Here is an 11875-nt window from a genome sequence, read left to right on the forward strand (position 1 = left end):
CAGCGTCACATCGGCCGAGACCGGCGCCACTGTTACGCGATTGGACTCTTCCCTGCGTTGAATCATGGTTACCTTTGTGTCAGTGATTTTCGGCCTGAAGGGCGGCGCGCTGCGCGCACGGATCCCCCACAGCACCCCTATGCGGGGCCGCCCGACTATAACGCAACCATGCTGACCACTTCCGTGCGGTACTTGGCGCTCAGATGAAAAAGAATGTCATCAGGCGATCGGCCTGCGTTCAGGCTATGTGCCGCTGGAATCATCGTTGGGAGGGGGCGCTGCGTCATGCAAACCAAGCGCGGACCAACCCGATTGGCCGAGCGCCTTCAGCGTCTCGATGTTGCGCTTGTAGATCTCGTCCGGGTCGCCGGGGTAGGCTGCGAGCGCCTTCGCCAGGCTGTCTTCCCGCAGCAGGTGCAAGGTGGGGAAGGGCGCGCGGTTGGTGTAGTTGGCGATGTCGTCCTCCTCGGTGCCCTCGAAGCGGAAGCGTGGATGAAAACTCGCCACCTGCAGCACGCCTTCGAGGTCATGCTCCAGCACGGCCTCCTCGGCGATACCGACCACCTCGTTGAAGGTTTCGAAGTCTGCGAAAAGTGTCGGATGAATCAGCAGTGTGGTGTCGATCTTCTCCGCTTCGGTCTCGGCGAGCAACTCGAGCTCTTCGTCCAGCTGCTCGAGGAAGGCGTCCAGATGCTTCGCCTCGCTGACGACATAGCGAACCTGGTCGCGTACGTAGACCTGCCGTGCGAACGGACACAGTTCGAGCCCGATCACCGCCTTCTCGATCCACAGCCGCGTCGCGGCCAGCACTTCGTCCCGGTTCATAGAGGTGTCCTGGAATTGAAAACCGGTATTCTGCCGGAAGTGCATCTCGCCTGTCCGCCGGCGGTTCATCCAGGCTGAGCAAATCATCTTTCGGGGCTTCGGGCGAAGCAATTTGATCCCAATCATTTCCAGTTGCGCCGCAGTCGATGCATGCTTCGCCGCACCGGGAGAGAAATCGAGAGTCGACTGGAGATGTAATGCCATGAAAGAGGGCGTCACGCTGATTACGCTGCTTGCCTTGGGTGGCGGGCTGATTGTGCTGGTGACTGACTTGTTGCTGTCTTTGGTTTCCTGAAAATCCCCATGCAGTGAGCGGGCTCCAAGCGAATCGGGGATAATCCGGGTTTAGTCTTAGAATCCGCCCCCATGCCAATTCAGTGGTTCCCCGGTCACATGACCTCGGCGCGCAAGCGCGCGGCCGAGACGCTTGCGCGTACCGACGTCGTCATCGAGGTGCTCGATGCCCGCATTCCCATGGCGAGCAGCAATCCGATGATCCGGGAGTTGCGCGAGTTTCGCCAGCGCCCCTGCCTGCGCGTGTTGAACAAGTCCGATTTGGCGGATCCGGTCGCCACCAAGGCGTGGATGGACGAGTTCAACCGTCAGGAAGGTGTCACTGCGATTGCGCTGTGCTGCAAGAAGCCGGGAGAAGTCGCGAGACTGCCCAAGCTGTGCCAGAAGCTCGCCCCGCATCGCAGCGACGGCACCAGGCCTCTGCGGATGATGATCATGGGCATCCCCAACGTGGGCAAGTCGACCTTGATGAACGCGCTTCTCAAGCGGCGGGTGGCAAAGGTTGGGGACGAGCCGGCGGTGACCAAATCACAACAGACCTTCGATCTCGGTGGGCACATGACGATCACAGATACGCCCGGCATGATGTGGCCCAAGATCGAGTTCGACTCTGACGGCTTCATGCTTGCGGCTTGTCATGCGATCGGCCGTAATGCGGTGATCGACGAGGAGGTTGCGACCTTTCTCGCCGAACTCCTGCTCGCGCGCTATCCGGATCGGCTTGCCACGCGTTACAAGGTCGATCCCGCTGGTCTGGACGGACCCGCGGTGATCGAGGCGGTCGCGCGTCGGCGTGGCTGTCTGATCAAGGGCGGTGGGCTGGACCTGGAGAAGGCCTCGTTGATCCTGCTCGATGATTTCCGCAGTTCGGCGCTCGGCACCATTAGTCTGGAGACCCCGGAGACACGCGCGGCGATGATCGCCGCCGCGCAAACGGCGGCTGCCCAGGCGGACGACACGAGCGGAGACTGAAGCCATGGACGACGAACGGCTGGAGCGCATCGAGAGCAAGCTCTGCTTCTCGGAGGACTTGCTCGATGAACTCAATCGCACGATTTTCCGTCAACAGGAGCAGATCGACCGGTTGCAGGCTCAGGTGAAGCGACTTGCGGAGAAACTGGACAACATGCCGGCGGCCGGTCTGCGCGACTTGCGCGACGAGATTCCACCGCACTACTGAGAACGGCATGATGACCATGAGATACCTGTTTGCGAGCCTGGTGCTTGCGCTTGCCTTGACCGCCGCAGCTGACGAGCGCAGCGGCAATCTGACTGCTGAACAAGCCTTCGCACTGGCCGAGGCAGGCGAAGTGACGTTGATCGACATCCGGCGACCGGATGAATGGCGTCAGACCGGTGTGGCCAAGGGCGTGAGAACGATCAACATGCTCCATCCGCAGGGCATGCCTGGTTTCGCGCGCGAAGTGTATGCAGCGGTCGGAAACGATCTGGACGCGGCGATCGTGCTGATCTGCCGTACCGGCAACCGCACCAGCCGGTTGCAGCCGATACTGACCGAGATGGGTTTCACCAACGTGCGTCATGTGCCGGAGGGCATGGTCGGCAGCAGATCGGGCCCCGGCTGGATTGCGCGTGGCCTGCCTGTCGAGGCCTGTCAGATCTGCTGATCGCTGTCCTGCCTTCTGTGCTGGTCGCACCACTGCTCGATCAGGGTACGCATCACATCGGGCTGCTCGGTGGGAATCCAGTGCTCAGCATCGAGTTGTTCGATTCGGCCCGCGGGTAAGCTCTCGAGCAGGCGGGCGGTCAGCGTCGGACTGGCGAAATCGCTGCCCTGGGACAGCAGAACGAGCACAGGGGCTCGAATGCTCTCTGGCGGTGGTAGCGGGCCGGTGACTGCGAGCATGTCCTGCACATACGCGACCAGCGGGAAATGACGCAAATCCTCCAAAGGTGAGGCATAGCGCTGGCTCGGGAAGCCGGCTTTTTCAGCCGCGATGTGTTCGCGTGCCTCTTGATCCAGCTTTGCGAGATCGATCGGTGGCAGCTTGCGGCGGTAAAGACCCAGTCTGGCCATAAGGCGCAGCGCCGGCACCGCGAGTGAAATGAGTGGGCGAAATCGGGCCGAGCGGGCGAGGGTGCCAGTGAGCGCCTCGCGATACATCGGTTCGATGAGCACCAGCGTGCGCACCCGCGCAGGGTGCCTGTCAGCGAAGTGCAAGGCCAGGTTGGCCCCCATGCAATGCCCGACCAGAATCGCATCGGGAATCGCCTCGGCGTCGAGTATTGCGGCAAGGTCCGCGCACCAGACATCCATGCCGATCCGCCCGTGGCTTATCGACTCGGCATGGCCGCGCAGATCGAGGCGCAGCACGTCCCAGTCCTCACCAAGTCGCGTATTGGCGACGAACTCGCTCCAGCGCGTCATGTTGCTGGCCATGCCGTGTAACAGGACCACTGCCGGGCGGGGCGTTCCGCGTCGAGTGAGACGATACGCCAGGGCGACGCCGTCGGGCGTGAGCAGGCTGTGGTGCTGTTCTGCAGGGGGTGCGGCTGGGGTCATCAGCTTTCCGTAGTCGCCACGCTCAGAGGCGTTGCATCGCTGCGCGCAGGGCTTCGTCGCAGACGTTCGCCCCATACCAGCATCGCCGGGGTAAAAAGCAGCGTCAGAGGCGTTGCGATCAGCAAACCGCCGGCGATCGCGGTGGCGAGTTGAATCCAGTACTGGGTGGAGGGGGCGCCAATGCTGAAATCGCGGCTGATGAAGTCGATGGTTAGCCCAAACACCATCGGCAACAGGCCAAGAATGGTGGTGATGGTGGTCAGCAGCACAGGGCGCAGACGCTGAGCGCCGGTGCGCAGCGCGGCATCGAGCGCTTCGATGCCCTGACGGCGCAGCACGTTGTAGGTATCGATAAGCACGATGTTGTTGTTCACCACGACGCCGGCGAGCGCAATCACACCGACACCGCTCATGACGATGCTGAAGGCCTCCTGCCGCAGCAACAGGCCGATGAGCACCCCGGCGGTGGAAAAGACGATGGCCGAGAGCACCAGCAGGGCCTGGTGGAAGCTGTTGAACTGGGTCACCAGGATGACCAGCATCAGAAAGATCGCAAGCGCAAAGGCGAGCAGCAGAAAATCCATTGCTTCGGCCTGCTCCTCGGCCTGGCCGCGGAAACGCACGCCGACATCCTCATCAAGCGGCTCGGCTGCAAGCGACTCTTGCAGCAGGCGGAGCTGGGTGTCGACCAGCAAGCCGGGCGCCACGTCGGCGCTCAGGGTGTAGGTTCGTAGTCCATCGACCCGCTTGATGATCCCTGTCTTGGGAGCCGGGCGAAATTCCACGAAATTGGTGATCGGCACCAGACCGTGCACCGTCGGTACCCGAAGGCTGACGAGTTGGGCAAGGTTGCGCTCGTCGAAGGGAAAACGTACCCGGATGTCGACCTCCTCGTCGGCATCGTCAGGCCGGTAGCCGCCGAGGCGTATTCCGTGCGTGATCATCTGCACCGCGTTGCCGAGCACGCCGATGTCGGCCGCGTAGCGGGCGGCCTCGCGATGGTCCACCTCGACACGCAGTTCGACGCCGGGCAGCGAACGGTCATCCTCGACGTCCACGAATCCGCCGACGCGGTCCACCCGCTCGCGCAATGCGCTCATCGCGCGGTTCAGTGCCGGTTCGTCGCGGCCGCGCAGCTCGATCTGGATCGGTTTGCCCTCGACCGGGCCGCTCTCCTGCTCGCGAAACTGCAGCACCATGCCCGGGAGATCGGCAGTCACATCGCGCAAACGCTCGAGGATGGCCGCCGCCGGTTCACGTACTCGCCAGTCGACGAACTCGAGCTGGATCACGCCGACCACGTCCTCCGCATAGTCGGCCAGCAAGCGCATGCGTGGCGAGCCGATGGTGTGTGCATAGACGGTTTCGATACCGGGTTGGTCGAGTACCCGACTTTCGACTCTGCGTACCAGAGCATCTGCTTCGTCAATGGATAGCTCGCCGCGGGCCTGGATCTGGATCTGGGCGAAGCGCGGCTCGACATGCGGAAAGAAGTCGACTCCGCGCCCGAACTCGGCATAAGCCGTATAGGCCCCAACCACCGCGATCAGCGCGCCGGCGAGGGTCTGCCCGGGGCGTTGAGCGAGCACCCGCAGCAGGGCGACATAGCGGGCGGTGAATCCGTCTATGTGGGCGAAATCGCCGCGTTCGGCCGCCTGGATGCGCTCGACCTGCTCGGGCCGGCTGGCGTCGCGCGCACCGAACAGCGCGCCGAGGGTGGGGATGAAGATCAACGCCATCAGGAGCGAGGCGGTGAGGGTAACCAGCACCGTCGACGGTAGATAGAACATGAATTCGCCGACCACGCCGGGCCAGAACAGCATAGGGATGAACACCGCAAGCGTGGTCAGGGTGGAGGCGATGATCGGCCAGGCCATGCGGATCGAGGCGGCCTCGAAGGCCTCACGGCGCGCCATGCCCTCGGCCAGATAGCGGTCGGCCTGTTCGACGACGACAATGGCACCATCGACCAGCATGCCGACCACCAGGATCAGCGAGAACAGCACTACGATGTTGAGCGTGAAGCCGAGCAACTGAATCGCCAGCACGCCGCCAAGGAAGGCACCGGGAATCGCGAGGCCCACCAGCCAGGAAGAACGCCCACCGAGTACGGCGACGATGGTCAGCATCACCAGCACCACCGCGCTGATCACATTGTTCTCGAGGTCGCCGAGGATGTCGGCGACGTCGTCCGCCATGTTCTGCAGGGTATCGACGCGAAGTGCTTCGGGCCAGTCGGCCCGGGCTGCGTCGATGATGGTCTGAGCTTCGGCCACCGTGTCGATGATGTTTGCCCCGGCGCGCTTGCGGATCTCGAGCGAGACCGCCGGCTGGCCATTGATGCGCGCATAGCTTTCCGGATCCATGAAGGTGCGCCGACCGGTGGCGACATCGCCGAATGTCACGACCGTGGTGTCGCTGACCAGGACCGGCAGGGCGAACACGTCTTCGAGTGTCTCGATGACGCCTGGCACCTTCAGCGTGACCCTCCCGGCACCGGTGTCCATCGCGCCTGCGGCGACCAGCCGGTTGTTGCGCTCGATCGCCTGGATGAGCAGGTGGTAGGGAATCTGGTAGCTTTCCACCGTCAAGGGATCGACGATGACTTCGAGCAGGTCGGTGCGGTCTCCGCCGATCTTCACCTCCAGCACGCCCGGCAGGGATTCAATGCTGTCGCGCAGCCCGCGTGCGATGCGGATCAGCGTGCGTTCCGGCACGGGACCCGAGAGGGCGACCGTGAGCACCGGGAAGATCGACAGGTCTACCTCCTGGATCACCGGTTCGTCGCTACCCGCCGGTAGCTCCGGGCGGACCTGATCGACTTTTTCTCGCAGATCGGCGAGCGCGCGTTGGTTGTCGTAACCGGCCTGGAAGTCGAGGCGGATCAGGGCAAAGCCTTCGCCCGCCTTGGCATAGAGATTTCGGAGGCCGGCCACCGACTGCAGCTCGCGTTCCAGCGGGCGCACAAGCAGGCGTTCGCTGTCCTCGGGGGCGATGCCGGAATAGCTGACGCTGACGAAAAAGGTCGGAATCTGGACATCGGGTGCCGCCTCCTTCGGGATCACCGACCAGGCGATGCTGCCGAGCGTGAGAATCATCAGCAACAGCATCAGCACCGTGCGCGCACGGTCGATGGCAGCACGAATCAGCGCACCCATCACACGTCGCCGTCGGTCGCGTGGTTGACCACGGTCACATGCTCGCCGGCGTTGACGAAACCCTGGCCGACGGTGATCAACCGCAAGGTCTCGGGCAGACCGCTGACCCAGATCCCTTGCACGTCGGCACGCACCGGCTCGATGGGCTGAAAGACGACGGTGTCGTCGTCAGCGACAGCCTTCACCCCGATCCGGCCTTGATCGTCGAGTGTGACCAGGGCCGGCGAGATCCTGTGAGCCATGACGGTTTCGAGCGGAATCACCACCTGGGCGCTGACACCGGCAGGCAGGCTGCGGTCCGGGTTGGCCAGTTCGATTTCCACCCGAAAGGTTCGGGTTGCGCTGTCGGCAAGCGCCGACACATAGGCGATGCGCCCCTCGGCGGCGACGTCGCCGATCATGCGGATCGACGCTGGCGCGCCGGCGTGGACATGGCGAATCTGGTGTTGCGGTACATGGGCGACGGCGAGCAGGGGATCGTTCTCGACGATTTCTGCAACCACGTCGCCCACGCTGACGAAACTGCCGACGCGCGCCGGTTGCGCATTGACCACGCCGGCGATTGGCGCGTGGATCCGGGTGCGCTGCAGATCGGGGCGTGCAGCCTCGAGTGCGGCGCGTGCCGCAGCAAGATCTGCCGCCGCCATCTCTACCCGCAGTTGCGCCTGGAAGCCGCCTTCGGCCAGCCGCTGGGCGGAGCGAAAATCGCTTTCGCGTCCGGTGACGGCAGCCTCGGCCTGACGGATTCGGGCGGGGCGGTCGTCTTCGGCAATGCGAGCGATGAGGGTTCCGGCTTCAACGAAACTGCCGCGCTCGACCGCGAGCGACTCGATCCGACCGGGGGTCTCCGCCCGAATCGATACCTGCTGGTCGGGCAGTACCTCGCTCTGCAGGGTCAGCACCCGCTCGATGGGGCTCGCGCGGCTGATCTCGACGGCCACACTCATTGGTGGTGGTTGCACACGCTCCGGCGGACGCGGCGGCTCACGAAGCATCACGCCGCTGGCGATCCAAAGTGCGAGCAAAGCGGCGACGCCGAGAATGATGAACAGGGAGCGGTTGCGACGGATGAAACTCATGCTGATCGACTGCCAGGAGTAGCCCTGTGCTCAGCTTGCACACAGCCGCGGTCGCTGGCAAGCCCACGTGGAGGTCAGCCGCAAGCCCGCCTGTGCGCGGGCTGGGCAGGGCAGGGCTCAGCGGCTGGTCAGCTTGAGCTCTATGCGCCGGTTGCGTGCAAAGGCCTCGGCGGTATCCGCTGGATCGAGCGGATGGTATTCGCCGTAACCGGTGGCGGCCAGGCGCTGAGCCGGGACGCCCTGATCGCGCAGGAACTTCACGATTGCCAGTGCCCGCGCGGTACTCAGCTCCCAGTTGGACGGAAAGCGTGCGGTGGAGATCGGGCGGCGATCGGTATGTCCGTCGACCTGAAGCACCCAGGGAAGATCCTCGGGGATGTCCTCGGCGATGGTCTTGAGTGTTTCCGCGAGGCGCAGCAGTTGGCGCAGACCGTCTTCGCTGACCTCGTCGGATGCAGTTGCGAAGAGCACCTCGCTGGCGAACACGAAGCGGTCGCCGACGATCTGGATATCGTCCCGCTCGCCGAGTACTGCGCGAAGGCGACCGAAAAATTCCGAACGGAACCTGGCCAGCTCCTGCACTCGGGCGGCGAGTGCCAGGTTGAGCTGCCGGCCGAGATCTTCGATCTCGAGGTCGCGTTCGGAGACACTGGCCTCTGCGGCCGCAAGCGCGGCGTTGAGCTGTTCGAGCTGCAGCCGGACCTCGGCGACCTGACGGTTGAGCATTTCGACCTGGGCGAGCGCGCGCTCCGAGACCTCGACCTGATCCTTGAGCCCGCGCTCGGAGGTGTCCAGGTCGCTCGCGAGGCGGGCGACCTCGGTCTCCAGCTCGCTCTTCATGCGCTCCAGCACCGAGATGTCGGCGATCAGTCGCGCGGCGAGCTCTTCCTGCTCGGCCAGATCGGACTCGGTTGCGGCAAGAGCACTGCGAGTCTGCTCCAGCGTTCCGGTCAAGGCGGCACGTTCTTCGCCCGCACGCTCCAGGTCGAGTGTCAGGCGATCACGCTCTTCACCGAGCCGCGCAAGCGTGGCCCGCAACTCGCCGATCTGGGCCTCGGCCGTGGCGCGCGCCTTGCTCTCCATGGTCAGGGTGTCGACCAGCAGCGCCAGCTCGGCGTTGAGCCGATCGAGCGCCCGGTCTCGTCCAGATACCGCATCGGACAGCACGAACTGGCCAATGACGAAGATCAGGATGACGAACACCATCACCATCAGCAGGGCTGAGATGGCGTCCACGAAACCGGGCCAGAAATCCAGCGCCCGGCGACGTCGGGATAGCACGGCCATGGCGGTCAGTCCGGCTTGTTGCCGCTACTGAGCGCGGCAGCGATGGTGCGCGACATCAGGCGCAACTCGGAACGCAGCTCATCGGAGAACTGCGCACTTTCGCTCGGCCTGTTCGCAAGCTGCCGGACCAGGGTGCGCAAGTCTTCCTGGGTTTCGGTGACCGACGACAAACCCCTGGACTCGCGGCTGATCATTTCCGACAAGCGATTGAGCTGATGGCTGAGCTCGGACAGCTGGTCCACGGTCGCCCGCCGCTCGCGTTCGGATTCGCCGATCGAACGCTGCATGCGGTCGAGGCTTTCGGCGGTCTGCTCGAGCAGTGCCTGGACGTAGGCGGGCACGCTGCCTTCGCCGTCTCCGCCCATGCTCGAGGGAATGCGGGTGCTGTTGGAGAGCCACTCCTCGAGTTCGTTGTAGAAGCGGTTCTGGGCATGGCCGGACTGCAGGTCCAGGAAACCGACCACGAGTGAGCCGGCCAGACCGAACAGCGAAGTCGAGAAGGCGGTCGCCATGCCGCCGAGCGGTTGCTCGAGCTTGGCCTTGAGCTCCTCGAACATCGCGACGACGTCGGTGCCGCCGCTCATGCCGGCGATGATCTCGCCGACCGAGCGAATCGTCACCAGCAGACCCCAGAAGGTACCAAGCAGGCCAAGGAAAATGAGCACGCCGATGAGATAGCGGCTCAGATCGCGTTGCTCCTCGAGACGGATCTGCACGCTGTCCAGTATGGAGCGCATCGAGGCCGGGGAGAGGTTGAGTTTGCCGCGGTCGCGGCTGGACAGCATCTTCGCCATCGGAGCGAGCAGCACCGGGCGAATGAACTGGGGGCGGTCCGGGTCGGACGCGCTGAAGCTGTCGATCCACAACACTTCGCGCTGCAGACGCCAGACCTGGCGCAGATTGACGATGATGCCGACGGCGAGCACGAGCAGGATCACGCTGTTGAAGGCCATGTTCGCCATGAACACGTGCTTGAGCTGCGGCACGAGAAAGGCTGCCAGCCCCGCAACCAGTGCGAGAAAGACAGCCATCCAGGTGGTGACGTGAATGGGGCGGGTGAAGGCCATGCGATCCATCGGCGCGTATCCTTTTGGTGTCGAACCGGCTAGTGCTCAGGTGGTGCAGTCTAGCGCGAATTGCGTATGCCTGCAGGCACCGGCCTATGTGTCGCTTTTGGCACCAGTCCGGCCATGATATGGGTCAAATTCGTAGCAGAATCAGGTACGGGGATTGCGCTTCCAGTATCTGAGGAGCTGATGAACGGCGAGCGCCGCAGCGACGCCAGCAGCATCGGCCAGCCAGTCCCAGATGTCTCCCTGTCGGTAGTCGGTGAGCGACTGTGCGAGCTCGACGAGCGCGCCGTGGGTCAGGAGAAGCACGCAGACCGGGAGCGCATGTCTTGGCCAGACGAACAGACCCAGCGCGCCGAGGCCGAAATAGGCGATGAAATGGGCGATCTTGTCCGCGTGGTCGACCTCGGCAGGGAGATCCGGACTTGGCAGCAGCGCCAGCGCGAAGCTCGCCACCAACGCGGCGACGAAGGCGAGGCGGAGCACTGTTGGCGTCACGGGTTCATTCCGCCGGACTCTCGGCGCCTTCGTCAGGCAGGGCCAGCAGTTCGAACTGGCGTGGTGCGACATACTGCATCACGGTCTGTCCGCGCCGACCGAGCGCGACGTCGAGTCCAAGCATGGGGTACTGCAAGTGTTCGAGATCATCGTCGCGCTGTACGCGCTGCGCAGGTTCGCCGAAACGCTGCCGGATCACGGTCTCGTCGAGACGGGCGGACGGGATGAAGGTGATCACGCGGATCGGGGCTTCGCGCGCTCGTTGCACATCTTCGGGGCGCAACGTGATCTTGCGTGTCACGCTCTCCATGTACGACTCCTTGAGGGCACGTTCGCGCATGGCGGATAGTTCGTCGTCTTCGATGTCGGCGGTGAGGATGATCTTGCCGGTGACGAATCCGGCATTCACCGATTCGTAATAGGCTTCCAGCAGCGGTGCGCGATCACGCGGGGCGACGATCGCGATGTCAACGTCGGGGCCGAATCGGGCGCGCGCATCGCCGACCAGGCTCTCCCCGAGCGTGAGACCGAACACCCTGCTCGTGCCATCGGGCAGGGCCTCGATCTGCCACGGCAGCATGGCGACAGCTTCCGTGTCGGGGCCTTTGTCGTCCAGCATCACCCAGACCACTGGCAGCACCAGTATTGCGAGGATGATGACGATGCCGGCTGTCACGAGTTTCTTCATTGCGGTGTCCGTAGAGGATGGATCGGGCGCTATTGTGCCCCATGAGACTGTCGGGCTTGAGCCTGATACACGGATTTGAACCGGGGCGACAATTGTGTTGTCCGCATTCCATGACTCGTGACGAATACAAGGAGGATTGACGATGCTTTCCATGAGTTCCACGACGGGCGTTGGCGTTCGCGTCCTGGCTGTCGTCGTCTCGGTCGTGCTTGCAGGGGTCGCTTCGGCGCAGCAACGTGTGGCCAGCGAGGCCGGAGCGCTGTCGGTCGTCACGGTGGCAGAAGGGTTGCAGACGCCCTGGGGCCTTGCATTCCTGCCCGACGGACGCATGCTGGTCACCGAACGCCCAGGGCGGATGAGGATCGTCACCGCTGACGGCCTGGTGTCGGCGCCGGTGGAGGGACTACCGAACGTGCATGCAAGCGGGCAGGGTGGATTGCTGGACGTGGTCG

General features: G+C 63.9%; 12 protein-coding genes. 4 read left to right on the top strand and 8 right to left on the bottom strand.

Annotated features, from left to right (window positions below; all coding sequences use genetic code 11):
• Nucleotides 1-243: 243 nt before the first annotated feature.
• Nucleotides 244-825, bottom strand: a complete 582-nt coding sequence (locus GPA21_RS16060; protein WP_168989143.1) for a DUF1415 domain-containing protein — start codon at nucleotides 823-825, stop codon at nucleotides 244-246.
• Between the two features lie 366 nt (nucleotides 826-1191).
• Here GPA21_RS16060 and ylqF point away from each other — a divergent pair, with 366 nt between their 5' ends.
• Genes ylqF through GPA21_RS16075 form a run of 3 tightly spaced genes read left to right on the top strand, consistent with a single transcriptional unit; the run spans nucleotide 1192 to nucleotide 2747 of the window.
• The gene (ylqF, locus tag GPA21_RS16065) at nucleotides 1192-2091 is read left to right on the top strand and encodes a ribosome biogenesis GTPase YlqF (RefSeq protein WP_168989144.1); all 900 of its coding nucleotides are present in this window, start codon (nucleotides 1192-1194) and stop codon (nucleotides 2089-2091) included.
• Nucleotides 2092-2095: 4 nt separating this feature from the next.
• A complete protein-coding gene (locus tag GPA21_RS16070; RefSeq protein ID WP_168989145.1) occupies nucleotides 2096-2299 on the top strand; it encodes a SlyX family protein in 204 nt (67 codons plus the stop codon).
• Nucleotides 2300-2306: 7 nt separating this feature from the next.
• On the top strand, nucleotides 2307-2747 hold the full coding sequence (locus tag GPA21_RS16075; RefSeq protein WP_168989146.1) for a rhodanese-like domain-containing protein: 441 nt from the start codon (nucleotides 2307-2309) through the stop codon (nucleotides 2745-2747).
• On the opposite strand, the gene GPA21_RS16080 is transcribed toward GPA21_RS16075, so the two are convergent.
• From GPA21_RS16080 to GPA21_RS16110, 7 genes are all read right to left on the bottom strand, one after another.
• Nucleotides 2735-3643, bottom strand: a complete 909-nt coding sequence (locus GPA21_RS16080; protein ID WP_168989147.1) for an alpha/beta fold hydrolase — start codon at nucleotides 3641-3643, stop codon at nucleotides 2735-2737. The two genes, GPA21_RS16075 and GPA21_RS16080, sit on opposite strands and share 13 nt — an antisense overlap.
• Nucleotides 3643-6801, bottom strand: coding sequence for an efflux RND transporter permease subunit (locus tag GPA21_RS16085; protein ID WP_168989148.1), 3159 nt, complete (start codon nucleotides 6799-6801; stop codon nucleotides 3643-3645). Before GPA21_RS16085 ends, GPA21_RS16080 begins: the two co-directional genes overlap by 1 nt.
• Nucleotides 6801-7880, bottom strand: a complete 1080-nt coding sequence (locus GPA21_RS16090; protein WP_168989149.1) for an efflux RND transporter periplasmic adaptor subunit — start codon at nucleotides 7878-7880, stop codon at nucleotides 6801-6803. Before GPA21_RS16090 ends, GPA21_RS16085 begins: the two co-directional genes overlap by 1 nt.
• A 117-nt stretch (nucleotides 7881-7997) precedes the next feature.
• Nucleotides 7998-9167 (bottom strand): peptidoglycan -binding protein, encoded by a 1170-nt coding sequence (locus GPA21_RS16095; protein WP_168989150.1) that lies wholly within the window; start codon nucleotides 9165-9167, stop codon nucleotides 7998-8000.
• A 5-nt stretch (nucleotides 9168-9172) separates the two neighbouring features.
• Nucleotides 9173-10243: a MotA/TolQ/ExbB proton channel family protein gene (locus GPA21_RS16100; protein WP_168989151.1), complete on the bottom strand. Its 1071-nt coding sequence runs from the start codon at nucleotides 10241-10243 to the stop codon at nucleotides 9173-9175.
• 141 nt (nucleotides 10244-10384) lie between these two features.
• Nucleotides 10385-10735, bottom strand: coding sequence for a VanZ family protein (locus GPA21_RS16105; RefSeq protein ID WP_339379785.1), 351 nt, complete (start codon nucleotides 10733-10735; stop codon nucleotides 10385-10387).
• A 4-nt stretch (nucleotides 10736-10739) separates the two neighbouring features.
• Nucleotides 10740-11423, bottom strand: coding sequence for a hypothetical protein (locus tag GPA21_RS16110; protein ID WP_168989153.1), 684 nt, complete (start codon nucleotides 11421-11423; stop codon nucleotides 10740-10742).
• A gap of 142 nt (nucleotides 11424-11565) precedes the next feature.
• Here GPA21_RS16110 and GPA21_RS16115 point away from each other — a divergent pair.
• Nucleotides 11566-11875: PQQ-dependent sugar dehydrogenase (locus GPA21_RS16115; protein ID WP_422614163.1), on the top strand; the 310-nt coding region annotated here is incomplete at its 3' end.

The sequence above is a fragment of the Azoarcus taiwanensis genome, from assembly GCF_012910885.1.
Lineage (GTDB): Bacteria > Pseudomonadota > Gammaproteobacteria > Burkholderiales > Rhodocyclaceae > Azoarcus_F > Azoarcus_F taiwanensis.

Bases quoted from the DNA above. Each gene is read 5' to 3' on its own strand.
- GPA21_RS16060 (WP_168989143.1), bottom strand. From the start codon at position 825: ATGAACCGGGACGAAGTGCTGGCCGCGACGCGGCTGTGGATCGAGAAG.
- ylqF (WP_168989144.1), top strand. From the start codon at position 1,192: ATGCCAATTCAGTGGTTCCCCGGTCACATGACCTCGGCGCGCAAGCGC.
- GPA21_RS16070 (WP_168989145.1), top strand. From the start codon at position 2,096: ATGGACGACGAACGGCTGGAGCGCATCGAGAGCAAGCTCTGCTTCTCG.
- GPA21_RS16075 (WP_168989146.1), top strand. From the start codon at position 2,307: ATGATGACCATGAGATACCTGTTTGCGAGCCTGGTGCTTGCGCTTGCC.
- GPA21_RS16080 (WP_168989147.1), bottom strand. From the start codon at position 3,643: ATGACCCCAGCCGCACCCCCTGCAGAACAGCACCACAGCCTGCTCACG.
- GPA21_RS16085 (WP_168989148.1), bottom strand. From the start codon at position 6,801: ATGGGTGCGCTGATTCGTGCTGCCATCGACCGTGCGCGCACGGTGCTG.
- GPA21_RS16090 (WP_168989149.1), bottom strand. From the start codon at position 7,880: ATGAGTTTCATCCGTCGCAACCGCTCCCTGTTCATCATTCTCGGCGTC.
- GPA21_RS16095 (WP_168989150.1), bottom strand. From the start codon at position 9,167: ATGGCCGTGCTATCCCGACGTCGCCGGGCGCTGGATTTCTGGCCCGGT.
- GPA21_RS16100 (WP_168989151.1), bottom strand. From the start codon at position 10,243: ATGGATCGCATGGCCTTCACCCGCCCCATTCACGTCACCACCTGGATG.
- GPA21_RS16110 (WP_168989153.1), bottom strand. From the start codon at position 11,423: ATGAAGAAACTCGTGACAGCCGGCATCGTCATCATCCTCGCAATACTG.